Below are 22,495 nucleotides of genomic sequence, written 5' to 3' on the forward strand. Positions count from 1 at the left end.
CTAACAGGGAAAACGAGCGGGCATACGCCCGCTCAATCACGCTTCGGATCAGGCTTTGTAGACCACTTGGCGCACGTCGATGTAGCTGGCTCTAAAGCCGGCTTCGCAATAGTGGAGATAAAATTCCCAAAGCTTCTTGAAGCGGTCGTCGAAGCCGAGCGGGACGATCTTTTCCCACGACGCCCAGAAGCGGTTGCGCCATTCGGCAAGCGTGCGGGCATAGTCGTCCGGAAAGACGCGCTCGCGCAGATGGGCAAGGCCATGGTCGCTGCCCAGCGTCTTCAGGATCGACGGCGTCGGCAGCATGCCGCCTGGGAAGACATAGCGCTGGATGAAATCCGGCCTCGCCCGATAGGTGTCGTAGGCGGCCTCGTTGATGGTGATGATCTGCAGGCCGGCGGTGCCGCCGGGCCTCAAGCACGCCTTCATCTTGCCGAAAAATACCGGCCAATATTTTTCGCCGACCGCCTCGAACATCTCGATCGAGGCGATGCGGTCGTAAGTGCCCGTTTCGTCTCGGTAATCCTGCAGCTTGATGTCGACCTTGTCAGACAGTCCCGCCTTCTGGATGCGCGCCTTGGCGAAATCGTGCTGTTCGCGGCTGATGGTCAGGCCGGTGACGCGGCAGCCGATCTCGCGCGCGGCAAATTCGGCAAAACCGCCCCAGCCGCAGCCGATCTCGAGCACATGGTCCTTCTTGCCGATGCCGGTATCCTTGGCCAGCGCGCGGTATTTGGCGGCCTGAGCGCTTTCCAGGTCGTTGGCGCCGGTCGCATAGAGCGCCGACGAATAGGTCATGCTGGGATCGAGCCATTGCTTGTAGAAGGCGTTGCCGAGATCGTAATGCGCCGAGATGTTGCGCTTCGAGCCGGTGCGGGTGTTTTCGTTGAACCAGTGGCGGATGCGCTGGACCGTGTTGATGAGCCAGTTGGCGCCGCCGGCAATGCGTTCCCCAACGGCCGAGTTGACGACGAACAGTTCGAGGAAGCTGGTTACATCAGGGCTTTCCCAGTCGCCGTCCATGTAGGATTCGGCAACGCCGATGGTGCCGCCGGAAAAGGCACGGCCGGGCAGGCGCCAGTTCTTCAACACCAGCTCGGCATCCGGCCCGGGTCCGTTGCCGCCGACAAGCACCGCCCGGCCATCCGGCATCCTCACCTTCAGCGAACCGCGCGGCAATTTCATCGCCGCCGACAGCACCATGCGCGCCTTGGCCGGCAGGCCCTTGACGATCTCGGCGAAATTGAGTTCGTCCAGCCTGATGGCGTCGCCGATGCCTTTGTATTCCCTGACAGCCATCTCACACCCCCCTGGACTTCCGCGGGGGCGGCGCAAGATCTGCCGGCCTCCACATCCTCCACTTTCATTCGCCAGGCGCGAACGCCGTAGCCTGCTTAAATTTTCGCCACAATCTTCCACCGCATCGACCGGAACTTCAAGAGGCAAGCCGTGCCCGGCACTGGCCCAGGTGGCGTGCCTGGGGCCAGAATCGGTGAGGGCGAGCGACCGCCGGTGAAATCGCTATGGTTAGGAACAGCCACATACGTTAGTTTCAGCCATGCGTTACGTCATCGTCATCACCGCCATCGCCTTTTTCCTGATCTGGGATGGCCTCTATAATCAGGGCCGCTATCTCGACACGACGGTCAGGGAAATGTCGCGCGTCGTGCGCTACGTCACCGGCAAAGCCTAGCTTTTGCGCCTCTGCAAAGTCGCCTGCCGGCATTGCCGGGCGCGACATCGTGGCGGTTGACGCGACGGTCCCGCTCACACAAAACATGCCGCAAATCGAACGTGGAGGCAGGTGTGATCCGGCATATCGTTTTCTTCAGCGCGCGGCGCAAGGACGATGTCGAGGCCGTGCGCACGGGCTTGCTCGCGCTGGGCAAGATCCCGCATTCAAGCCTCTTCGAGGTGACGCTCAACACCAAGGTCGATCCGCTGTCGGATGCGATCGACGTGGTCGTCTATGCCGAGTTCGAGGATGATGCCGCGCTTGCCGCCTACAAGGCGCACCCGCTCTATGCCGAGACGACCAGTCGGGTCAAACCATTGCGCGAATTGCGCTATTCGGCCGATGTCGTGGCGATGGCCTGATCGGGCTGGCAAGAGGCCTTGAACCGATTTCCGGAATGATGCACACCGCGCCGGCATGACCAGCACGATCCATCCGCTTGACCATCTTGTGTTGCCGACGGCGAGCCTCGCCGTGGCGCGGGCGCGGCTGACATCGCTTGGCTTCATCGTCGCACCAACCGGCATCCACCCTTTCGGCACCGAAAATTGCTGCGTCTTCTTCGCTGACGGCACCTACCTCGAACCGCTGGCGGTCGGGAATGAACAGGCTGCAGACGAGGCATTTGCCGGTGGCAATGTCTTTGTCGCGCGCGACCGGCTCTATCGCGCCAGGCTGGGCGATGAGGGCTTTTCCGCCGTGGTGCTGGCCACCGACGATGCCGATGCGGACCATGCGCGCTTTATCAAAGCCGGCCTGTCGGCGGGAGACGTACTGAGCTTTTCCCGCGCCTTCACCGACACGGCCGGAAAGAGCGACATGGCCTCGTTCAAACTGGCTTTCGCCGCCGGCGCCGAGACGATGGACGCCTTTCTGTTCGCTTGCGAGCGGATCAACGCCCCTCAAATCGACCGTACGGCACTGCAGGCCCATGCCAACGGCGTGACCGGCATTGCCGAAATCGTCGCGGTCAGCGGCGTGCCATCCGAAAAGCGCCACCTGATCGAGACAGCGACGGGTTCGAGGCAGAGGAGCAGCACGGCGTTCGACCTGGCGAACGCGCGTTTGAGCGTTCTCAAGCCCGCGGCTTTCGCTGAGCGCTTCGGCATGTCGGCTGGCGCGCCGACGGACCTTCGCTTCGCCGCGATCGTCTTTTCGGCCCGCAGTGTCGGCGCTGTCGCGAGGCTGCTTGCAGACAACGCCGTCGGGCACGATATAGCGGGCAACGAAATCGTCGTGCAGCCGGCATCCGGACAGGGCGCGGCTTTCATCTTCCGGGAGACCCCATGAGCAAGCCGCAAGGGCTCAATTCGCTGGCGCCGAATTCGTCGGTAACCGTCGGCAACGTCGTCTTCGACAACAGCGGGCCCTTGGCGTTGATCGCCGGCCCGTGCCAGTTCGAATCGCGCCAGCACGCTTTCGACATGGCCGGCGCGCTGAAGGAACTGACCGGCAAGCTCGGCATCGGCCTCGTCTACAAGACCAGCTACGACAAGGCCAACCGCACCTCGCTGTCGGCAACGCGCGGCGCCGGCATGGACGCGGCGCTTCCGGTGTTCGACGAGTTGCGCAAGGAATTTTCGGTTCCCATTCTGACCGATGTCCACACCGAGGAGCAGTGCGCGATCGTCGCACACCATGTCGATGTGCTGCAGATTCCGGCCTTCCTGTCGCGCCAGACCGACATGCTGGTCGCCGCCGCCAAGACCGGCAAGGTGATCAACGTCAAGAAGGGGCAGTTCCTGGCGCCCTGGGACATGAAGAACGTGGTGGCCAAGATCACCGGCTCCGGCAACCCCAATGTGCTGACCACCGAGCGCGGCGCTTCCTTCGGCTACAACACGCTGGTGTCGGACATGCGGGCTTTGCCCGTGATGGCCGAGATCGGCGCGCCGGTGATTTTCGACGCCACCCATTCGGTGCAGCAGCCGGGCGGGCAGGGCGGTTCCTCCGGTGGCGAGCGCCGCTTTGTCGAGACGCTGGCGCGGGCTGCCGTTGCCGTCGGCGTCGCCGGCGTGTTCATAGAGACCCACCAGGATCCCGACAATTCGACCTCCTCCGACGGGCCCAACATGCTGCCGCTGAAGGACATGCCGGCGCTGCTCGAAAGACTGATGGCATTCGACCGCATCGCCAAGAATGCTGCTGACCTGAACCGAGGCTGATGGTTTCGGCTATGGCGCGCGCGCTGCCCTGCTTGTGGAAGGCATAAGCCGGCTGTAGGCTCGCTGCTGCAAATGAGCGTCTTGGCAGGAGGAAGCCATGTCCGTCGCCCGCGTCACCGAAATCACGTCGTCGTCGAAAAAGAGCTTTCAGGACGCCATCGAGAAGGGGATTGAGCGCGCCTCAAAGACCCTGAAGAACGTCGAAGGCGCCTGGATCCAGGACCAGAAGATCGTCGTCGAGGACGGCAGGATCGCGGCCTATCGCGTCAACATGAAGGTGACGTTCATCCTCGCGGAGTAACCGCCCGCCGCTCGAAAAAACGGGAACTTTCGCCCGCGCCCCTCATTGTCAAAGTATCGATCAACGACATGAGGAGCAGCAGCCATGACCACCCAGACAGGCCACACCGAAGCCATCGCCGCTTCGCGCGTCATCGGCACGTCGGTCTACAACACCGAAGGCACGAGCATCGGCAGCATCGAGGACATCATGCTCGACAAGACGTCGAACGGCATCATGTTCGCGGTGATCGGGTTCGGTGGATTTCTCGGCATTGGCGAGAAGTATCACGCCATTCCGTGGGCGAGCCTCGACTATGACGAGGACAAGGGCGGCTATGTCGTGCCGTTCTCGAAGGAGCAGCTGAAGGCAGCACCCGCCTATTCGATCAATGAACTGGCCGGCGCCGATGGCGAGGCCGCGCGTGATGCTTCCTATGATTACTACAAGGTCACGCCGTATTGGCATTGATCAGCTGCGCTGACGCCTGACGTGAAAAGGCCCCCGAATTCCGAAACGGGGGCCTTTTCAGTGCAACCCGACAGTTTCTAAATTATTCTGCCGCATGAAACGTGGACAGCTGCGTCACCGCCCTTGGCGGCTGCTGCGTATCGCAGGACGTCAGGAACGCCGCCGCGATCAGGAACAAACTCACGATACCGCTCAACTCGGACATGGCGAAACTCCTCCTGTTTCGCCCCGCGCATCACCATCCTAGTCGACACAGAGATTGTTATCTCTGAATTATGATGACGTGGTGTTGTCGAACGTGATCCGAGGCATGCTCAGCCGAGGAGTCCGGCATTCTTCACCGCCTTGAAAACCTTTTCGTGCCAGGCGATCCGATCCGCTTCGCCATTGGCCTGCGTGGCGGAATTGGCGTTGCCGACGTTGATCGCGCGCGAGATCTTTTTGATCAGGCCGGCATCGGCAAAGGCATTGCAGCCTGACCCTTTCCATTCGGCGCAAGCTGCGAGCAGCGAAGTCTGCGGATCCTCGATCAGTTCAGGATGATTGGCGAGGTCAACCTTGGCGAGCTTGCCCTTGGCCGTGTACGCGTCGCGCCCGGTGGTCTGGAACGTGCCGCCGCCGCGGAAATTGAAGCCGTCCAACGTTCCTTTCACATTGCCCATGCGGCCGCCATAGGCCCAGTCGCCCAGGGCTTGCGGCTTGCGCAGCAGGTTGTCCCCGATCCACTGATCGGTCTTGCCCGCGGCTCGCGACCTCCATGCGTTCCGGATTGCCGCCACGGTCGTGTAGGTCAGGGATTCGCGAATGAGGGTGAAGCCACCGGTTTCCATCGCCGCTTGAGCGAAGAAATGCATCAGCCGATCATAATTGTTGCACACGCCATGATCGCCAAGTGTCTTGAGGCCCTTGTCGGAGGTAAAGGCGCCGATGTAACCGTCATAGATTGTTCGCTTGGAACCGCTTGCCGGTCTCGGCGCGAATTTCTGGAAGACCGCTGCCGGCAAACCCTTGTTCGGATCGCCCGCAACCGCTTCGAGCACGCTCTCGACACTCTCGGTCGACAGCACCGGTTCGCCTTCGACGACCACCGAAGCATTGGGAATTCGCTTGCCGTTGCTTTTCGGGAAGCCACCGCCGGCAAAGGTTTTCAGATCGTCGATGAGGGCGATTACGCGTGTCCGGCTCTCCGTGAAATCCATGTCGGAAAGCGGACCGCTCACCTTCTTCGTCGGGTTGATGCATCCGACGCTGGACAGGAAATTGACGCCCGGATGGATCAGGATTTCGGTGCGCTTGTTGGTCTTCAGCAGTTCGAGTCCAGGTTTGGGTGGCGTCTTGGCGCCAGTGTAGCCGATCGTCACATATTTGCCTCCGGCCTGTGTCGCCAGCGGATAGGTGCCGGGCTCGATGCGCCTGCCATTGTCTTCTTTGGAATTGTCGCCTGGGCCGCGAGATTCACACACGAACCCCGATAGACCCGTTACTGCCGTGCCGTTGTGAAAGACTTTATAGGTACCAACTGTCCTGCGTCTGGTGCCCCTCATATGCTCGACTTTGCGGCTAATAAGAAGTTCCCAGCCAGTACCTGAAATCGCTGCCATTGCCGCCTCCCCAAAGAGTTCAAGTTTGTTGATTTCACTGTGGTCGCCAAATAGTTCGCGTTGTAGATGTGACCCTAACATCTTCGAATTCTCTGCATTGTGAAGTTTGTCACGTTGGCGGTAGCCTCTTTTGAAGCATCGGGTGGAGTTTGTGTGCCGCCTGGTTTCGTGACAAAGGCATTGCCGCAGGGGCGGGGCACCCACCCCATGCCGCGCCAGACATATGACGTCAGGGCGGGCTGTTTGCGTTCAGATGGCGTCGCCCATGCCCCACGGCCTGAGCGCATGGGGCGACTGTCACCATTATTTCATGCCATTCCTGATTGCCTTTTGCGGCACTTTGGCTAAGAGGGGCGCGACGCTTTCAATCGATCAATCGGGGACATCGCAATGACCGCCATCATCGACATTGTCGGGCGTGAAATCCTGGACAGCCGTGGAAATCCGACCGTCGAGGTCGACGTCGTCCTCGAAGACGGCTCGATGGGCCGCGCCGCGGTGCCGTCGGGCGCGTCGACCGGCGCGCATGAGGCCGTCGAACTGCGCGACGGTGGCGCCCGCTATCTCGGCAAGGGCGTGCTCAAGGCGGTCGAGGCCGTCAATGGCGAGCTGTTCGAGGCGATCGGCGGCTTGGAAGCCGAAAACCAGATCCACATCGACCAGACCATGATCGAGCTCGACGGCACGCCCAACAAGAGCCGGCTCGGCGCCAACGCCATCCTCGGCGTCTCGCTGGCGGTCGCGAAGGCCGCGGCGGAAGCCGCCGGCCTGCCGCTCTACCGCTATGTCGGCGGCACCAAGGCGCATTTGCTGCCGGTGCCCATGATGAACATCATCAATGGCGGCGCGCATGCCGACAATCCGATCGATTTCCAGGAATTCATGATCCTGCCGGTCGGCGCGCCGACGCTGCGCGAAGGCGTGCGCTGGGGCTCGGAAATCTTCCACACGCTGCGCAAGAAGCTCAAGGATGCCGGCCACAACACCAATGTCGGCGACGAAGGCGGCTTCGCGCCCAATCTGAAGAGTGCGCCGGTGGCGCTCGATTTCATCATGGAATCGATCGAGAAGGCCGGCTTCAAGCCGGGCGAGGAGATCGCGCTTGGTCTCGACTGTGCGGCGACCGAATTCTTCAAGGACGGCAATTACGTCTATGAGGGCGAGAAGAGGACCCGCGATCCCAAGGCGCAGGCCAAGTACCTGGCCAAGCTTGCCGCCGACTATCCGATCATCTCGATCGAGGACGGCCTGGCCGAGGACGACTGGGAGGGCTGGAAGTACCTGACCGACCTGATCGGCAACAAGACGCAGCTGGTTGGCGACGACCTCTTCGTCACCAACACGGCGCGGCTGCGCGACGGCATCCGCATGGGTGTCGCCAATTCGATCCTGGTCAAGGTCAACCAGATCGGCTCGCTCACCGAAACGCTCGACGCTGTCGAGACCGCGCACAAGGCAGGCTACACAGCCGTCATGTCGCACCGTTCGGGCGAAACCGAGGATTCGACCATCGCCGACCTCGCCGTCGCCACCAATTGCGGGCAGATCAAGACCGGTTCGCTGTCGCGCTCGGATCGCATGGCCAAGTACAACCAGCTGATCCGCATCGAGGAAGAGCTCGGCAAGCAGGCGCGCTACGCCGGCAAGTCGGTGGTCAAAGCTTAAATTCTGCCGAACTGGCGAAAACGACGAAGGGCGGGATTTTCCCGCCCTTTTTCGTTGCGGCCGCTGGCTAATGCACCTGTCCGTAACCGTCCATTAAGCACAATCGAGCGACAAATGGCGGTCAAAGGATTGCGACCATGTGGACACGCCAGCACAAGCAGAGAAACACCGGCCGGCTGATCATCCCGTCGCTTTGCGTGGCGTTCCTGGCCTATTTCGGCTTCCATGCCTATCATGGCGAGTTCGGCATCAATTCCAAATATCAGCTCGAAGCGCAGACCATCGAATTGCAGGCCAAGTACGATGCCATCAAGGCGCGCCGGATCGATCTGGAGCGGCGCGTCCAGCTGATGCATGAGGGCACGCTTGAAAAGGATATGCTCGACGAGCAGGCACGCCGGGCGCTCAATCTGTCCCAGCCCGATGAAATCACCATCATGCTGCCGGCCAATTCGAAATAATCGAATTTCGGTTAATCGCTGTTATCTCTAACGATTCTGGGCGTTTAGGCGCATGCCAGCCATGCGTTTTTCTGCATGGCGAAACGCGGTCTCGCATGTTAGCTTCCTTCCAATCGGTGGGGAGGAGCTGATCCTCCCCGGAGCAGACATGGTCTGCTTTAGTGTCCGCGAAGAGACGCCAACAGGGAGTGATGCATGGCCACCGCCGCCAAAAAAGCGCCTGCCAAATCCGTTAAATCGACATCCGCCAAATCAACGGGGCTTTCCGCCCCCAAGCCGGCCGACTTCACCAAGGACGAGGAGCTTGCCGCCTACCGGCACATGCTGCTTATCCGTCGCTTCGAGGAAAAGGCCGGCCAGCTCTACGGCATGGGCTTTATCGGCGGCTTCTGCCACCTCTATATCGGCCAGGAAGCGGTCGTCACCGGCATGAAGATGTCGCTGATCAACGGCGACCAGATGATCACCGCCTATCGCGACCATGGCCACATGCTGGCGATGGAACTGTCACCGCGGGGCGTCATGGCAGAGCTGACCGGACGCCGTGGTGGCCTGTCGAGGGGCAAGGGCGGCTCCATGCACATGTTCTCCAAGGAGAAGCATTTTTACGGCGGCCACGGCATTGTCGGCGCGCAGGTCTCGCTCGGCACCGGTCTCGCCTTCGCCAACCGCTACCGCGACAACAACAATGTGTCGCTGACCTATTTCGGCGATGGCGCTGCCAATCAGGGTCAGGTCTATGAAAGCTTCAACATGGCCTCGCTGTGGAAGCTGCCGGTGATCTACATCATCGAGAACAACCGCTACGCCATGGGCACTTCGGTGTCGCGCTCGTCGGCCGAAACCAATTTTTCGCATCGCGGCGCCTCGTTCAAGATTCCCGGCATTCAGGTCGACGGCATGGATGTGCGTGCGGTCAAATCCGCCGGCGATCAGGCGACCGAATGGTGCCGTGCCGGCAACGGTCCGATCATCCTCGAGATGCAGACCTATCGCTATCGCGGTCACTCGATGTCGGATCCGGCAAAATACCGCTCCAAGGAAGAAGTGCAGAAGATGCGCTCGGATCATGATCCGATCGAGCAGGTCAAGGTGCGGCTGACGGCCAAGAAGTGGGCGACCGAGGACGAACTCAAGAACATCGACAAGGAAGTCCGCGACATCGTCGCCGACGCCGCCGAATTTGCCCAGCACGACGCAGAGCCGGATCCGTCCGAGCTCTGGACCGACATCGTATTGTAACGGGAGGGCAAGGACATGCCGATCGAAATTCTCATGCCCGCTCTCTCGCCGACCATGGAAGAGGGCAATCTTTCCAAGTGGTTGAAGAACGAGGGCGACAAGGTCGTCGCCGGTGATGTCATCGCCGAGATCGAAACCGACAAGGCGACCATGGAAGTCGAAGCCGTCGATGAAGGCACGATCGGCAAGATCGTGGTTCCCGCCGGCACCGAAGGCGTCAAGGTCAATGCGGTGATCGCCGTGTTGCTGCAGGACGGGGAAAGTGCAGGCGACGTCGAAAAGAGCGGCAAGCCTGCCTCCACCCAGGATGCCATTTCCGCTGGCGGTCAGCGGACCGATGCAGCCGAGGAAGGCTCAAAGGCGGCTCCCCAGGATGCCGGCGAGGCTCCGAAGGCAGTTCCCGCCGCTCCGGCAGCCAAACCTGCCGCCGATCCGGATATTCCCGCCGGCACCGAGATGATCTCGACTACGGTGCGCGAGGCCTTGCGCGATGCCATGGCCGAGGAAATGCGCCGCGACGGCGATGTCTTCGTCATGGGCGAGGAGGTCGCGGAATACCAGGGCGCCTACAAGATCACGCAAGGGCTGCTGCAGGAATTCGGGCCGCGCCGCGTCGTCGACACGCCGATCACCGAGCACGGCTTTGCCGGCGTCGGCGTCGGTGCGGCGATGGCCGGCCTGAAGCCGATCGTCGAGTTCATGACCTTCAACTTCGCCATGCAGGCGATCGACCAGATCATCAACTCCGCGGCCAAGACGCTCTATATGTCGGGCGGCCAGATGGGCGCACCGATCGTGTTCCGCGGACCGAACGGTGCGGCCGCCCGCGTCGGCGCCCAGCATTCGCAGTGCTATGCCGCCTGGTACAGCCATATTCCCGGGCTAAAGGTGGTGATGCCGTATACGGCGGCCGACGCCAAGGGCCTGCTCAAGGCGGCGATCCGCGATCCGAACCCGGTCATCTTCCTTGAAAACGAAATCCTCTACGGCCAGTCCTTCGACGTGCCGAAGCTCGATGATTTCGTGCTGCCGATCGGCAAGGCGCGCATTCACAAGCAGGGCAAGGACGTCACCATCGTCTCGTTCGGCATCGGCATGACCTACGCCATCAAGGCGGAAGCCGAACTGCGCGGCATGGGCATCGATGCCGAGATCATCGATCTCAGGACCATCCGTCCGCTCGACCTCGACACCGTCATTGCCTCGGTGAAGAAGACCAACCGCTTGATCGTGGTCGAAGAAGGTTTCCCGCAAAGTTCGGTCGGCGACCACATCGCCAACCAGGTTTCGCAGCGCGCCTTTGACTTCCTCGATGCGCCGGTCATCACCATCGCCGGCAAGGACGTGCCGATGCCTTATGCGGCGAACCTCGAAAAGCTGGCCTTGCCCAATGTCGGCGAGGTCATCGAGGCCGTCAAAGCCGTCACGTATCGCTGAGCCGGTCGGGAGGACATCATGCCAATCAACATCACCATGCCGGCGCTGTCGCCCACGATGGAAGAGGGCAATCTTTCCAAGTGGCTGGTCAAGGAAGGCGACAAGGTTTCGCCGGGCGACGTGATCGCCGAGATCGAGACCGACAAGGCGACGATGGAAGTCGAGGCCGTCGATGAGGGCACGGTCGCCAAGCTGGTCGTTCCGGCCGGCACCGAAGGCGTCAAGGTCAATGCGCTGATCGCCATTCTCGCCGGCGAAGGCGAGGATGCAGGGGCGGCGGCAAAGGGTGGTGGCGATGCCGCGCCCGCGAAAGCCGATGCCAAGCAGGATAAGGCGTCAATCTCCCCACCCGTGGGGGAGATGTCGACGAAGTCGACAGAGGGGGGCGCTGCCCCGCCGACCTCTCAGTCTGTCGCGCCCCCCTCTGGCCTGCCGGCCATCTCCCCCACAAGGGGGGAGATCAGCCAATCGTCAGGCGAGCGCACCTTCGCTTCGCCGCTGGCTCGTCGCATCGCCAAGGATGCCGGAGTCGACGTGTCCGCCGTAACCGGCACCGGCCCGCATGGCCGTGTCGTCAAGGCCGATGTCGAGGCGGCGATTGCCGGCGGTGGCGCCAAGGCTGCACCGGCCGCGAAAGCCGCACCTGCCGGCGCTCCGGCACCTGCGGCTCCGGCTGCGGCACCCAAGGCGATGTCGGACGAACAGGTGCTGAAGCTGTTTGCCGAAGGGTCCTATGAGCTCGTCCCGCACGACAATATGCGCAAGACCATTGCGCGCCGCCTGGTCGAGGCCAAGACAACCATCCCGCATTTCTACCTGACGCTCGACTGCGAGCTCGATGCGCTGCTGGCGCTGCGCACACAGATCAATGCGGCTGCTCCGACGAAGAAGACCGACAAGGGCGAGGCTCCCGTCTACAAACTCTCGGTCAACGACATGGTGATCAAGGCGATGGCGATGGCGCTGATGGCGGTGCCGGATGCCAATGCATCGTGGACCGAAAGCGCCATGGTCAAGCACAAGCACGCCGATGTCGGCGTTGCCGTGTCGATCCCCGGCGGCCTGATCACGCCGATCATCCGCCACGCCGACGAAAAGACGCTGTCCACTATCTCCAACGAGATGAAGGATCTGGCGAGCCGTGCCCGCAGCCGCAAGCTGAAGCCTGAGGAATATCAAGGCGGCACGACGGCTGTCTCCAATCTCGGCATGTTCGGCATCAAGGACTTTGCCGCCGTCATCAACCCGCCGCATGCGACGATCCTGGCGGTGGGTGCGGGCGAGCAGCGGCCGGTGGTCAAGAATGGCGAGATCAAAATCGCCAATATCATGTCGGTGACGCTGTCGACCGATCACCGCGCCGTCGACGGTGCGCTCGGCGCCGAACTTCTGGTCGCCTTCAAGCGCATGATCGAAAATCCGATGGGCATGCTGGTCTAGGAAGGAAAAAGGCTGTGCGGAAATTCGTCACCAGCCTTTTCGCCCTGATCCTTTCCGGCCTGGCCGGCGGGCTGGTGGCGCTGTGGCTGGCAATCGTCACCAATGCGAATTCCGAATACATCCTGGTCTTCATGGTTTCGGCGCTGGTCACCATCGTTGCGACGGTGGCGTTTTTCATCGCGCAGTTCGTGCCAAACCCGCAAAGGGCGATAAACCTGACGGGGCTTGTTGGGGTTTCGTTGTTCGTGCTGGCCGGGATCGGGCTGATTGCCTGGACCTTCTCTCAGCCGCCGGGCAAAGCCCAGTGGTCGGGCGATCTCCCCGTTGTCGCCGGTCTGATTTTGCCAAGCATCGCCACGGTCATCGTGCAGTGGCTGTTCGTGGGATGGCGCGTGCGGCGCGGGCTTAAGGCGGAGGCGGGTGCGGGTGCATGAAGACGATCCTCTGCTACGGCGATTCCCTGACCTGGGGCTATGACGCGGCGAGCCTCGGGCGTCATGCGCTGGAAGATCGCTGGCCGAGCGTGCTCAAGGCGGCGTTGGGCGACGATGATATCGAAGTCATTGCCGAAGGTCTGAACGGCCGCACCACGGCTTTCGACGATCACCTGGCTGGTGCCGACCGCAATGGCGCCAAGGTGCTGCCGACGATCCTGACCAGCCATGCGCCGCTCGACCTGATCATCATCATGCTCGGCGCCAACGACATGAAGCCCTGGATCCACGGCAATCCGGTCGCGGCCAAGCAGGGCGTGCAGCGGCTGATCGACATCGTGCGCGGCCACGATTATCCGTTCGACTGGGCCGCGCCGCAAATCCTGATCGTCGCGCCACCAGCGGTCAGCCGCACCGACAATGCCGAATTCAAGGAAATGTTTGCCGGCGGCGACGAGGCCTCGAAGCGGCTGGCGCCGCAATATTCCGCGCTCGCCGACGAGGCCGGCTGCGGCTTTTTCGATGCCGGCACGGTGGCCGAGACCACACCGATCGACGGGGTCCATCTCGATGCCGAAAACACGCGCAATATAGGTGACGCATTGGCGCCATTGGTGCGTGTGATGCTGGAACTCTAGAGAAAATCAGGGAGAAACCCCGTGGCTGAATCCTACGACGTCATAATCATCGGCTCAGGCCCCGGCGGCTATGTCACGGCGGTGCGCTCCGCCCAGCTCGGCTTCAAGACGGCGATCGTCGAGCGCGAGCATCTCGGCGGAATCTGCCTCAACTGGGGCTGCATCCCGACCAAGGCGCTGCTGCGCTCGGCCGAGATCATGCACTATTCCGATCATCTGAAGGACTACGGCCTGAAGCTCGAAGGCGGCAAGGTCAGCGCCGACACGGCCGCTGTCGTCGACCGCTCGCGCAAAGTGTCGTTGAGGCTCAATGGCGGCGTCGCCTTCCTGATGAAGAAGAACAAGGTCGACGTCATCTGGGGCGAGGCGAAGCTCTCCAAGCCCGGTGAGATCGTCGTTTCCAAGACGGCCAAGAAACCGATGGAGCCGCAGCCGCCGGTGCCCAAGGGCGTCAAGGGCGAGGGGACCTACACCGCCAAGCACATCATTCTCGCCACCGGCGCCCGGCCGCGCGCGCTGCCCGGCATCGAGCCGGACGGCAAGCTGATCTGGACCTATTTCGAGGCGATGGTGCCGAAGGAGATGCCGAAGTCGCTGCTGGTCATGGGTTCGGGCGCCATCGGCATCGAGTTCGCCTCCTTCTACCGCACCATGGGCGCCGAGGTGACGGTGGTCGAGCTGTTGCCGGCGGTGATGCCGGTCGAGGATGCCGAGGTCTCGAAATTCGCGCAGAAGCAGTTCGAGAAGCAGGGTATGAAAATCATCCTCGAGGCCAAGGTGACCAAGGTCGAGAAGGGTGCCAACTCGATCACCGCCCATGTCGAGATGAAGGACGGCAAGGTCGAGAAGATCACCGCCGACCGCATGATCTCGGCCGTCGGCGTGCAGGGCAACATCGATAATCTCGGCCTCGAGACGCTCGGCGTGAAGACCGATCGCGGCTGCGTCGTCATTGACGGCTATGGCAAGACCAACGTTCCCGGCATCTACGCTATCGGCGATGTCGCCGGACCGCCGATGCTCGCCCACAAGGCCGAGCATGAAGGCGTGGTCTGCATCGAGAAGATCGCCAATTTCCCCGGCGTGCATGCGACAGACAAGCTGAAGATCCCGGGCTGCACCTATTGCAACCCGCAGGTCGCCTCGGTCGGGCTCACCGAAGCCAAGGCGAAGGCCGAAGGCAAGGACATCCGCGTCGGCCGTTTCCAGTTCGGCGCCAACGGCAAGGCGATCGCGCTTGGCGAGGACCAGGGCTTCATCAAGACCATCTTCGACAAGAAGACCGGCCAGCTGCTCGGCGCGCATATGGTTGGCGCCGAGGTGACGGAGCTGATCCAGGGCTTTGTCGTGGCGATGAACCTGGAGACCACCGAGGAAGAACTGATGCACACCATCTTCCCGCATCCGACGCTGTCGGAGATGATGAAGGAAAGCGTGCTCGATGCCTATGGCCGTGCGCTCAACGCGTGATAAATTGCTGCCGCGAGACTCAGACGCATGCGCCGGAGGAACCTTACGGCAAGACAGTTCGTTTCCGGATGCATTTTCACCTGACACTGGAGGAGTTGGCATATGGACGTGAATGGCGTGGGCTGGATTGCGGCCATCATCATCGGCGGTTTGGCCGGGTGGCTGGCCGAGATGGTCATGAAGAGCAATACCGGCGTCTTGATGAACATCATTATGGGCATTGTCGGCGCGGTGGTGCTGAACGCAATTCTCAGGGCGCTCAACATCGAACCCTTCGGTGTCGGCTGGCTCGCCTACCTGATCACCGGCTTCATCGGAGCCTGCCTGCTGATCTTTGCCGGGCGGCTGATACGCCGCTAGACTACCGCTATGCGAAAAAGGCTGTGGCGGCATGCGCCGCCGCGGCCTTTTTCTTTGCACCGAAAAGTCCTAGATGACGTCAGGAGGGCGAATGCCGACGGGCAGACGCCAACAAGTCAGGTTTGAGATGGTCACCGTCCTCGACACGATCGCCAACGCGCCGCGCCTGCGGCATCCCGAAAAGGCGCACAAGCCCGACCAGGACGTGCTGCGCAAACCCGACTGGATCCGCGTCAAGGCGCCGATGTCCAAGGGCTATGCCGAAACCCGCGAGATCGTGAAGTCGCACAAGCTGGTCACGGTGTGCGAAGAGGCCGGCTGCCCCAATATCGGCGAGTGCTGGGAAAAGAAGCACGCCACCTTCATGATCATGGGCGAGATCTGCACGCGCGCCTGCGCCTTCTGCAATGTCGCCACCGGCATTCCGACCGCGCTCGATGCCGATGAGCCGGCGCGTGTCGCGCATGCCGTCAAGCAGATGGGGCTGACCCATGTCGTCATCACCTCGGTCGACCGCGACGATCTCGCCGATGGCGGCGCGCAGCATTTCGCCGAGGTTATCCGGGCGATCCGAGCAGCGACGCCCTTGACCACGATCGAAATCCTGACGCCCGATTTCCTGCGCAAGGAGGGCGCGCTGGAGATCGTCGTGGCGGCCAAGCCCGATGTCTTCAACCACAATCTCGAAACCGTGCCGTCGAACTACCTGACGGTGCGGCCGGGTGCTCGCTATTTCCACTCGATCCGGCTGTTGCAGCGGGTCAAGGAGCTCGATCCGTCGATCTTCACCAAGTCCGGCATCATGGTCGGCCTCGGCGAAGAGCGCAACGAGATCCTGCAGCTGATGGATGACCTGCGCTCGGCCAATGTCGACTTCATGACCATTGGCCAGTATCTGCAGCCGTCGAAGAAGCACCACCCGGTGATCCGCTTCGTCACGCCGGAGGAATTCAGCTCCTTCGCGACGATCGGCAAGACCAAGGGTTTCCTGCTGGTGGCGTCGAACCCGCTGACGCGCTCCTCGCACCACGCCGGCGACGATTTCGCCAGGCTGCGGGCCGCGCGTGAGGCGCAGCTCAAAAAAGCCAGTTAAATCCTGCTTCAATGCCGAAATTCGAAGCCACACGCCGCGTTGCCCACACGCCGGAGCAGATGTTTGCTCTGGTCGCCGATATCGAGACCTATCCGCAATTTCTGCCGCTTTGCGAGGCGCTGACGGTGCGCTCGCGCAAGGAGCGTGACGGCCGCACCATTCTCCTCGCCGATATGAGCATCGGCTACAAGGCGATCCGCGAGACCTTTACGACGCAGGTGCTTTTGAAGCCGGACGAGAACACAATCGATGTCAAATACATCGATGGACCGTTCAAATATCTCAGCAATATCTGGCGCTTCGAGCCGGCCGACGGCGGCGGCTGCAACGTCCGCTTCTTCATCGACTACGAGTTCAAGAGCCGCATCCTCGGCGTGGTGATGGGCACCATGTTCGATCGCGCCTTCCGCATGTTTTCCGAAGCCTTCGAAAAACGTGCGGACGTCATCTACGGAACGACGCCCATCTCATGAGTGTCGCCGAGCGCGCGCAGCCCGATCTCCAGCGCATGCTTGACCGTCTCGCGGCGGATGAAGTCGCGGCCATTGTCGGCAAACATATTGAGCTCGGCAGCCACCGGCCCACGTCTTAGGGCAACTCCGAACCAGACGAGGCCGACCGGTTTTTCCGGCGAACCGCCGCCTGGGCCGGCAATGCCGGTGACGGCAAGCGCCAGCCCGGCGCGCGAGCGCGCCAGAGCGCCCGCCGCCATCTCCAGAACCGTTTCGCGCGAGACGGCGCCATGCGCCTCGAGTGTGGCGGGCGAGACGCCGAGCATCTCCATCTTTGCTTCATCGGAATAGGTGATGAGGCCGCGATCGACGACAGCGGACGAGCCGGCAATGTCGGTCAGTGCCGAGATGATCATGCCGCCGGTGCAGCTCTCGGCCGTCGCCAGCATGATGCCGCGCTGCTGGCAGACCTGGAGCAGGGCGTTGGCAAGATCGCTGTTGTTCATGCGGGAACCTCCCCGGGGAAGACGACACTGGCTGTGGCGATGGCGGCGATGCCTTCCTCGCGGCCGACAAAGCCGAGTTTCTCGTTCGTCGTCGCCTTGATGGAGATGCGATCGCTGGAAATGCCCAGCATCGCCGACAACGCGTTGGTCATGGCCTCGCGATGCGGGCCGACGCGCGGAGCCTCGCAGATCAGCGTGATGTCGGCATTGGCGATGCGGCCGCCGCGTTCGCGCACCAACCTGGCCGCATGCTCGACGAAGATCTTCGACGCCGCGCCCTTCCATTGCGGATCGGAAGGCGGGAAATGCGTGCCGATGTCGCCGGCGCCGCAAGTGGCGAGCAGCGCATCGGTCAGCGCGTGCAGGCCGACATCGGCATCCGAATGTCCCGAAAGCTTCTTGCCGTGCGGAATGGCGACGCCGCACAGAGTGACATGGTCGCCTGCCTCGAAGGCGTGCACGTCATAGCCATTGCCGGTGCGAATGTCTGGAAAACGCTCGCCAGTAAGCCGCTGATCCGCCATCGCAATATCCCTTGCCCAGGTCAGTTTGACATTGTCCGGCGACCCCTGAACGATTTTCACCGGAATATGCGCCCATTCGGCGATCGCGGCATCGTCGGTGAAATCCGTCTTGCCGAGATGATGGGCTTTTTCGTGCGCGGCGAGCAACGGCCAGAACGGAAAGCCTTGCGGCGTCTGCGCGGCATGAAGGCCGGCCCTTGGCACCGTCTCCTCGATCATGCCGGTGGCCGACTCGCGCTTCAGCGTATCGGCGACGGGCAAAGCGGGCAGCGCGCCCTGGCGCTCGCCAATGGCGGCGATGATACGGTCGATCAGGGCCGTGTCGACAAACGGCCGCACCGCGTCATGGACAAGGACACGGCCGGGCGTACGTTCCCTCAGCGCCAGCAGGCCGAGCCGGACCGAGGCCTGGCGCGACTCGCCACCGACCACGGCGGTAACCCGCTCGGCATATACGCCGGCTGCCTTGTCGAAAAGCGCGTGGTCATCGGCATGGATCGCGACGACGACGGGACCAATTTCGGGATGCGCCAGGAAAGTCTCCAGCGTGCGCGCGATAACGGCACGGCCGCCGATGCGCTGATATTGCTTCGGCCCGTCGGCCTGTCCGGCACGCGCGCCGCGGCCGGCTGCAACGATGACCACGCCGACCTTGTCGGTCGTCGCCTCGGCCGGTTTTTCGCTTGCGTCTGTCATGCCGAGAGGCTTAGTCGCGGCTTATGGCGAAGGCCAGCATTTTCCCAAATGCGCCGCAATGTGACGTCATTGCGCGTTGCACAATGCCTTTCTTATGGCTAGAGAATGTGCAGCAATCCGATATGCTTGGTTTTTGTGCATGCCTGAAGTGACAAAATTGGCTTCGCCGCTCGACATTGGCGGCGTGACGATCCGCAACCGCGTCTTCCTCGCGCCCATGTCGGGAATAACGGACGAGCCGTTCCGGCAGCGCACCTACGCGCATGGCGCGGGCCTGGTCGTGTCGGAAATGGTGGCGAGCGGCGAGCTTGCCAAGGGCAGGGCCGGCTGCGACCTGCGCATCCGTCATTCCGGGCTGCCCGTCCATATGGTCCAGCTTGCCGGCCGCGAGGCCGAGCACATGGCCGAGGGCGCGCGCATCGCTGCCGGCGAGGGCGCCGACATCATCGACATCAATATGGGCTGCCCGGCCAAGAAGGTGACCGGCGGCTATGCCGGCTCGGCGCTGATGCGCGATCTCGACCACGCGCTGTCGCTGATCGAAGCGGTGATCGGCGCGGTCCAGGTGCCGGTCACGGTCAAGATGCGGCTCGGCTGGGACGACAATGCGCTCAATGCACCCGTCTTGGCGCGCCGCGCCGAAGAGGCCGGTGTTAAAATGGTGACCGTGCATGGGCGCACGCGCTGCCAGTTTTATCAAGGCAAGGCCGATTGGGGCGCCATCGCCCGCATCAAGGACGTCGTCTCGATCCCGGTCGTCGCCAATGGCGATGTGGGCTCGCCCGCGGAGGCCGCCGAAATCCTTGAACAGTCGGGCGCCGACGCGGTGATGATCGGCCGCGCGCATTATGGCGCGCCATGGACGGCGGGCCACATCGCGGCAACGGCTGCGGGCAACGCGCCCTCCGGCGTGCCGGAAAGCCCGCAAGCCATGGCGGACTACATCGTTTCCCACTACGAAGACATGCTGACGCTTTACGGCGTCGAAAGTGGCTTGCGCCAGGCGCGCAAGCATCTCGGCTGGTATCTCGATCGCCACGCTGTGGGCGTCACCAATGAAGGGCGCAAAGCCATCCTCACCTCGTTCGAGCCCGCCCGCGTCATGGCCGTGCTGCGTGAGGTGTTTTCCGGCGGGGGCGAGGCCGCATCCATGCGGAGCGCTGCATGAACGCGCCTGCTGCACCGGGCACCGAGATGGCAAATGCTGCCCATATCGTGCTCAACACCATCCGCCGTCCGGTGATCATGGTCGATCCCGATGGGTTCATCACCTACGCCAATGCCGACGCGGAAGACTTCTTCCGCTCCAGCGCCAACATGCTGGCACGCAACACACTGTCCAAGCTGATCCCGTTCGGCAGCCCGCTGTTGCAACTGGTCGACCAGGTGCGCGAGCGCCGTGCGCCGGTCAACGAATACCGTGTCGACGTGTCGTCGCCGCGTCTCGGCATCGAGAAGGTCGTCGATCTCTATGTCGCGCCGGTGCCGGAATTCCCAGGCTCGATCGTGGTGATGTTCCAGGAACGCTCGATGGCCGACAAGATCGACCGGCAGATGACACACAGGGGTGCCGCGCGTTCGGTCACCGGCCTTGCCGCCATGCTGGCACATGAGATCAAGAACCCGCTGTCCGGCATACGTGGCGCCGCACAGCTGCTCGAACTCTCGGCGTCCGACGAGGATCGCGCGCTGACCCGCCTCATCACCGACGAGACTGATCGCATAGTCTCCCTCGTCGACCGCATGGAAGTGTTTTCCGACGAGCGGCCGATTGACCGCTATCCTGTCAACATCCATGTCGTGCTGGATCATGTGAAGGCAATCGCGAAGAACGGTTTTGCCAAGAGAATCAGGATATTGGAGGACTATGATCCATCATTGCCTCCGGTTTTCGCCAACCGCGACCAACTGATCCAGGTGTTTCTCAACCTGGTCAAGAACGCTGCCGAGGCGATCGGCGGCGACCCGCAGGGCGAGATCGTGCTGTCGACCGCGTTCAGGCCGGGCATCCGCGTTTCCGTTCCCGGAACCCAGGACCGCGTGTCGCTACCGCTTGAATTCTGCGTGCGCGACAATGGGTCCGGCGTTTCGGAAGACATTCTGCCGATCCTGTTCGATCCGTTCATCACCACCAAGCCGAACGGCTCGGGGCTCGGCCTGGCGCTGGTGGCGAAAATCGTCGGCGAGCATGGCGGCATCATCGAATGCGATTCGACGCCGCGCGGCACCACCTTCCGAATCCTGATGCCGGCCTGGAAAGAAACACCCATCGACACTGCCGATGATGAAGGCGAAGGAGACCGCAAATGACGGTTCGCGGCAATATTCTCGTCGCCGACGACGATGCGGCCATCCGCACCGTGCTCAATCAGGCGCTGTCGCGCGTCGGCCATGAGGTGCGCGTGACCTCCAACGCCTCGACGCTGTGGCGCTGGGTGGTGGCGGGCGAGGGCGATCTGGTGATCACCGACGTTGTCATGCCGGACGAGAACGCCTTCGACATGCTGCCCCGCATCAAGAAGGCCCGGCCGGAGCTGCCGGTCATCGTGATGAGCGCGCAAAACACTTTCATGACGGCGATTCGTGCTTCCGAAACAGGTGCTTATGAATATCTGCCGAAGCCGTTCGACCTGACCGAGCTGCTCAACATCGTCAATCGTGCGCTGTCAGAGCCGCGCCGACCGAAGATCGATACGCGACGGGAAGAACAGCCTGACGCCATGCCGCTGGTCGGCCGCTCGGCCGCCATGCAGGACATCTACCGCATGCTGGCGCGCATGATGCAGACCGATCTGACGGTGATGATCTCGGGCGAGTCCGGCACCGGCAAGGAATTGGTGGCGCGCGCGCTGCACGAATATGGCCGCCGCCGAGGCGGTCCGTTCGTCGCCATCAACATGGCGGCAATCCCGCGCGACCTCATCGAATCGGAACTGTTCGGTCATGAGAAGGGTGCCTTCACCGGCGCACAGAACCGCTCGACAGGCCGCTTCGAGCAGGCCGAGGGCGGCACGCTGTTCCTCGACGAGATCGGCGACATGCCGATGGAGGCGCAGACGCGGCTGCTGCGCGTGCTGCAGCAGGGCGAATACACCACGGTCGGCGGGCGCACGCCGATCAAGACCGATGTGCGCATCGTCGCCGCCACCAACAAGGATCTGCGCACGCTGATCAACCAGGGGCTTTTCCGCGAGGATCTGTTCTATCGCCTGAACGTCGTGCCGCTTCGGCTGCCGGGTTTGCGTGAGAGGTCGGAAGACATTCCCGATCTGGTGCGGCATTTCTTCAAGATCGGCGCCAGCGAAGGCTTGCAGACCAAGCGCATTTCGACCGGCGGCATCGAATTGATGAAGCGCTATCCGTGGCCGGGAAACGTGCGCGAGCTGGAAAACCTGGTGCGCCGGCTTGCGGCGCTCTATTCGCAGGACGAAATATCAGCCGAAATCATCGAAGCCGAACTGAAGACAGGCGAAAGGCCGGTCGTTCCCGGCGGCGGCAATTTGATCCCGGACGATCTGTCCATCGGCCAGGCGGTGGAGCACTTCCTGCAGCGCTATTTCGCCTCTTTCGCCGGTGATTTGCCGCCGGCAGGTCTCTATCAACGCATCTTGTCGGAGGTCGAATATCCGCTGGTGCTCGCTTCCATGACGGCAACGCGCGGCAACCAGATCAAGGCGGCCGAATTGCTCGGCTTGAATCGCAACACGTTGCGCAAGAAGATTCGCGAGCTGGGCGTCAACGTCTACAAATCGTCGAGACCATGAGCGCCTGCTGCCCGAAGTGACGCGAGGTCATCCCCTTTTCAGGGGATCGGCGGCCGAAAGA

Annotated in this window: 25 protein-coding genes; 20 read left to right on the forward strand and 5 right to left on the reverse strand. The window is 62.3% G+C overall.

The window, feature by feature from the left end; genetic code table 11:
* Positions 1–48: 48 nt before the first annotated feature.
* Positions 49–1,299: a cyclopropane-fatty-acyl-phospholipid synthase family protein gene (locus X751_RS147790; RefSeq protein WP_023668904.1), complete on the reverse strand. Its 1,251-nt coding sequence runs from the start codon at positions 1,297–1,299 to the stop codon at positions 49–51.
* 259 nt (positions 1,300–1,558) lie between these two features.
* Between X751_RS147790 and X751_RS1000000168480 the strand changes: the two genes are divergently transcribed.
* From X751_RS1000000168480 to X751_RS147765, 6 genes are all read left to right on the forward strand, one after another.
* Positions 1,559–1,693 (forward strand): hypothetical protein, encoded by a 135-nt coding sequence (locus X751_RS1000000168480; protein ID WP_023668905.1) that lies wholly within the window; start codon positions 1,559–1,561, stop codon positions 1,691–1,693.
* A gap of 113 nt (positions 1,694–1,806) precedes the next feature.
* Positions 1,807–2,097 (forward strand): Dabb family protein, encoded by a 291-nt coding sequence (locus tag X751_RS147785; protein ID WP_023682566.1) that lies wholly within the window; start codon positions 1,807–1,809, stop codon positions 2,095–2,097.
* Between the two features lie 55 nt (positions 2,098–2,152).
* Positions 2,153–3,025 carry a VOC family protein gene (locus tag X751_RS147780; RefSeq protein WP_023714175.1) on the forward strand — a complete coding sequence of 291 codons (873 nt, stop codon included), beginning with the start codon at positions 2,153–2,155 and terminating at the stop codon, positions 3,023–3,025.
* Positions 3,022–3,900, forward strand: coding sequence for a 3-deoxy-8-phosphooctulonate synthase (gene kdsA, locus X751_RS147775; protein ID WP_027050832.1), 879 nt, complete (start codon positions 3,022–3,024; stop codon positions 3,898–3,900). Before X751_RS147780 ends, kdsA begins: the two co-directional genes overlap by 4 nt.
* 97 nt (positions 3,901–3,997) lie before the next feature.
* Positions 3,998–4,201 carry a dodecin family protein gene (locus tag X751_RS147770; RefSeq protein ID WP_023668908.1) on the forward strand — a complete coding sequence of 68 codons (204 nt, stop codon included), beginning with the start codon at positions 3,998–4,000 and terminating at the stop codon, positions 4,199–4,201.
* 84 nt (positions 4,202–4,285) lie between these two features.
* On the forward strand, positions 4,286–4,651 hold the full coding sequence (locus X751_RS147765) for a PRC-barrel domain-containing protein (RefSeq protein ID WP_023668909.1): 366 nt from the start codon (positions 4,286–4,288) through the stop codon (positions 4,649–4,651).
* 82 nt (positions 4,652–4,733) lie between these two features.
* Here the strand turns inward: X751_RS147765 and X751_RS1000000168485 are convergent, their stop codons facing one another.
* Positions 4,734–4,856, reverse strand: a complete 123-nt coding sequence (locus X751_RS1000000168485) for a hypothetical protein (protein ID WP_023696089.1) — start codon at positions 4,854–4,856, stop codon at positions 4,734–4,736.
* Between the two features lie 109 nt (positions 4,857–4,965).
* Entirely contained in the window at positions 4,966–6,456 is a 1,491-nt protein-coding gene (locus tag X751_RS1000000167515; RefSeq protein ID WP_196813626.1) for a hypothetical protein, read from the reverse strand.
* A gap of 186 nt (positions 6,457–6,642) precedes the next feature.
* Between X751_RS1000000167515 and eno the strand changes: the two genes are divergently transcribed.
* The 11 genes from eno (at position 6,643) to X751_RS147710 (ending at position 16,965) form a co-directional block, all read left to right on the forward strand.
* Positions 6,643–7,917, forward strand: a complete 1,275-nt coding sequence (gene eno, locus X751_RS147760) for a phosphopyruvate hydratase (RefSeq protein ID WP_023701745.1) — start codon at positions 6,643–6,645, stop codon at positions 7,915–7,917.
* 137 nt (positions 7,918–8,054) lie between these two features.
* The gene (locus X751_RS147755; RefSeq protein WP_023682560.1) at positions 8,055–8,378 is read left to right on the forward strand and encodes a septum formation initiator family protein; all 324 of its coding nucleotides are present in this window, start codon (positions 8,055–8,057) and stop codon (positions 8,376–8,378) included.
* A gap of 195 nt (positions 8,379–8,573) precedes the next feature.
* On the forward strand, positions 8,574–9,620 hold the full coding sequence (pdhA, locus tag X751_RS147750) for a pyruvate dehydrogenase (acetyl-transferring) E1 component subunit alpha (RefSeq protein WP_023668914.1): 1,047 nt from the start codon (positions 8,574–8,576) through the stop codon (positions 9,618–9,620).
* A gap of 15 nt (positions 9,621–9,635) precedes the next feature.
* Positions 9,636–11,057 (forward strand): pyruvate dehydrogenase complex E1 component subunit beta, encoded by a 1,422-nt coding sequence (locus X751_RS147745; RefSeq protein WP_023668915.1) that lies wholly within the window; start codon positions 9,636–9,638, stop codon positions 11,055–11,057.
* An 18-nt stretch (positions 11,058–11,075) separates the two neighbouring features.
* Positions 11,076–12,497 (forward strand): pyruvate dehydrogenase complex dihydrolipoamide acetyltransferase, encoded by a 1,422-nt coding sequence (locus X751_RS147740; RefSeq protein ID WP_023668916.1) that lies wholly within the window; start codon positions 11,076–11,078, stop codon positions 12,495–12,497.
* A 14-nt stretch (positions 12,498–12,511) separates the two neighbouring features.
* Complete coding sequence (locus X751_RS147735) at positions 12,512–12,931, forward strand: hypothetical protein (RefSeq protein WP_023745033.1); 420 nt, start codon at positions 12,512–12,514, stop codon at positions 12,929–12,931.
* Positions 12,928–13,569 (forward strand): SGNH/GDSL hydrolase family protein, encoded by a 642-nt coding sequence (locus X751_RS147730; protein WP_023682555.1) that lies wholly within the window; start codon positions 12,928–12,930, stop codon positions 13,567–13,569. The genes X751_RS147735 and X751_RS147730 overlap by 4 nt, the downstream gene beginning before the upstream one ends.
* Positions 13,570–13,590: 21 nt before the next feature.
* The gene (lpdA, locus tag X751_RS147725; protein WP_023668919.1) at positions 13,591–15,039 is read left to right on the forward strand and encodes a dihydrolipoyl dehydrogenase; all 1,449 of its coding nucleotides are present in this window, start codon (positions 13,591–13,593) and stop codon (positions 15,037–15,039) included.
* Between the two features lie 102 nt (positions 15,040–15,141).
* Positions 15,142–15,399 (forward strand): GlsB/YeaQ/YmgE family stress response membrane protein, encoded by a 258-nt coding sequence (locus X751_RS147720; RefSeq protein WP_023668920.1) that lies wholly within the window; start codon positions 15,142–15,144, stop codon positions 15,397–15,399.
* 127 nt (positions 15,400–15,526) lie between these two features.
* Positions 15,527–16,492 carry a lipoyl synthase gene (gene lipA / locus X751_RS147715; RefSeq protein ID WP_023745034.1) on the forward strand — a complete coding sequence of 322 codons (966 nt, stop codon included), beginning with the start codon at positions 15,527–15,529 and terminating at the stop codon, positions 16,490–16,492.
* Between the two features lie 11 nt (positions 16,493–16,503).
* Entirely contained in the window at positions 16,504–16,965 is a 462-nt protein-coding gene (locus tag X751_RS147710; protein WP_023682552.1) for a type II toxin-antitoxin system RatA family toxin, read from the forward strand.
* Here X751_RS147710 and X751_RS147705 read toward each other — a convergent pair.
* Positions 16,941–17,450, reverse strand: a complete 510-nt coding sequence (locus X751_RS147705; RefSeq protein WP_023682551.1) for a CinA family protein — start codon at positions 17,448–17,450, stop codon at positions 16,941–16,943. The two genes, X751_RS147710 and X751_RS147705, sit on opposite strands and share 25 nt — an antisense overlap.
* Entirely contained in the window at positions 17,447–18,670 is a 1,224-nt protein-coding gene (locus X751_RS147700; protein WP_023682550.1) for a bifunctional 2-C-methyl-D-erythritol 4-phosphate cytidylyltransferase/2-C-methyl-D-erythritol 2,4-cyclodiphosphate synthase, read from the reverse strand. The genes X751_RS147705 and X751_RS147700 overlap by 4 nt, the downstream gene beginning before the upstream one ends.
* A gap of 139 nt (positions 18,671–18,809) precedes the next feature.
* Between X751_RS147700 and dusB the strand changes: the two genes are divergently transcribed.
* Genes dusB through ntrC form a run of 3 tightly spaced genes read left to right on the forward strand, consistent with a single transcriptional unit; the run spans position 18,810 to position 22,434 of the window.
* Positions 18,810–19,838, forward strand: coding sequence for a tRNA dihydrouridine synthase DusB (gene dusB, locus X751_RS147695; protein ID WP_023682549.1), 1,029 nt, complete (start codon positions 18,810–18,812; stop codon positions 19,836–19,838).
* On the forward strand, positions 19,835–20,980 hold the full coding sequence (locus tag X751_RS147690) for a nitrogen regulation protein NR(II) (RefSeq protein ID WP_023688458.1): 1,146 nt from the start codon (positions 19,835–19,837) through the stop codon (positions 20,978–20,980). The genes dusB and X751_RS147690 overlap by 4 nt, the downstream gene beginning before the upstream one ends.
* Entirely contained in the window at positions 20,977–22,434 is a 1,458-nt protein-coding gene (gene ntrC / locus X751_RS147685; RefSeq protein ID WP_023745035.1) for a nitrogen regulation protein NR(I), read from the forward strand. Before X751_RS147690 ends, ntrC begins: the two co-directional genes overlap by 4 nt.
* The last annotated feature ends 61 nt before the right edge of the window (positions 22,435–22,495 follow it).

It is taken from the genome of Mesorhizobium sp. LNJC394B00 (genome assembly GCF_000502555.1).
Taxonomy (GTDB): Bacteria; Pseudomonadota; Alphaproteobacteria; order Rhizobiales; family Rhizobiaceae; genus Mesorhizobium.

Bases quoted from the DNA above. Each gene is read 5' to 3' on its own strand.
- X751_RS147790 (WP_023668904.1), bottom strand. From the start codon at position 1,299: ATGGCTGTCAGGGAATACAAAGGCATCGGCGACGCCATCAGGCTGGAC.
- X751_RS1000000168480 (WP_023668905.1), top strand. From the start codon at position 1,559: ATGCGTTACGTCATCGTCATCACCGCCATCGCCTTTTTCCTGATCTGG.
- X751_RS147780 (WP_023714175.1), top strand. From the start codon at position 2,153: ATGACCAGCACGATCCATCCGCTTGACCATCTTGTGTTGCCGACGGCG.
- kdsA (WP_027050832.1), top strand. From the start codon at position 3,022: ATGAGCAAGCCGCAAGGGCTCAATTCGCTGGCGCCGAATTCGTCGGTA.
- X751_RS147770 (WP_023668908.1), top strand. From the start codon at position 3,998: ATGTCCGTCGCCCGCGTCACCGAAATCACGTCGTCGTCGAAAAAGAGC.
- X751_RS147765 (WP_023668909.1), top strand. From the start codon at position 4,286: ATGACCACCCAGACAGGCCACACCGAAGCCATCGCCGCTTCGCGCGTC.
- X751_RS1000000168485 (WP_023696089.1), bottom strand. From the start codon at position 4,856: ATGTCCGAGTTGAGCGGTATCGTGAGTTTGTTCCTGATCGCGGCGGCG.
- eno (WP_023701745.1), top strand. From the start codon at position 6,643: ATGACCGCCATCATCGACATTGTCGGGCGTGAAATCCTGGACAGCCGT.
- X751_RS147755 (WP_023682560.1), top strand. From the start codon at position 8,055: ATGTGGACACGCCAGCACAAGCAGAGAAACACCGGCCGGCTGATCATC.
- pdhA (WP_023668914.1), top strand. From the start codon at position 8,574: ATGGCCACCGCCGCCAAAAAAGCGCCTGCCAAATCCGTTAAATCGACA.
- X751_RS147745 (WP_023668915.1), top strand. From the start codon at position 9,636: ATGCCGATCGAAATTCTCATGCCCGCTCTCTCGCCGACCATGGAAGAG.
- X751_RS147740 (WP_023668916.1), top strand. From the start codon at position 11,076: ATGCCAATCAACATCACCATGCCGGCGCTGTCGCCCACGATGGAAGAG.
- X751_RS147730 (WP_023682555.1), top strand. From the start codon at position 12,928: ATGAAGACGATCCTCTGCTACGGCGATTCCCTGACCTGGGGCTATGAC.
- X751_RS147720 (WP_023668920.1), top strand. From the start codon at position 15,142: ATGGACGTGAATGGCGTGGGCTGGATTGCGGCCATCATCATCGGCGGT.
- lipA (WP_023745034.1), top strand. From the start codon at position 15,527: ATGGTCACCGTCCTCGACACGATCGCCAACGCGCCGCGCCTGCGGCAT.
- X751_RS147710 (WP_023682552.1), top strand. From the start codon at position 16,504: ATGCCGAAATTCGAAGCCACACGCCGCGTTGCCCACACGCCGGAGCAG.
- X751_RS147705 (WP_023682551.1), bottom strand. From the start codon at position 17,450: ATGAACAACAGCGATCTTGCCAACGCCCTGCTCCAGGTCTGCCAGCAG.
- X751_RS147700 (WP_023682550.1), bottom strand. From the start codon at position 18,670: ATGACAGACGCAAGCGAAAAACCGGCCGAGGCGACGACCGACAAGGTC.
- dusB (WP_023682549.1), top strand. From the start codon at position 18,810: ATGCCTGAAGTGACAAAATTGGCTTCGCCGCTCGACATTGGCGGCGTG.
- X751_RS147690 (WP_023688458.1), top strand. From the start codon at position 19,835: ATGAACGCGCCTGCTGCACCGGGCACCGAGATGGCAAATGCTGCCCAT.
- ntrC (WP_023745035.1), top strand. From the start codon at position 20,977: ATGACGGTTCGCGGCAATATTCTCGTCGCCGACGACGATGCGGCCATC.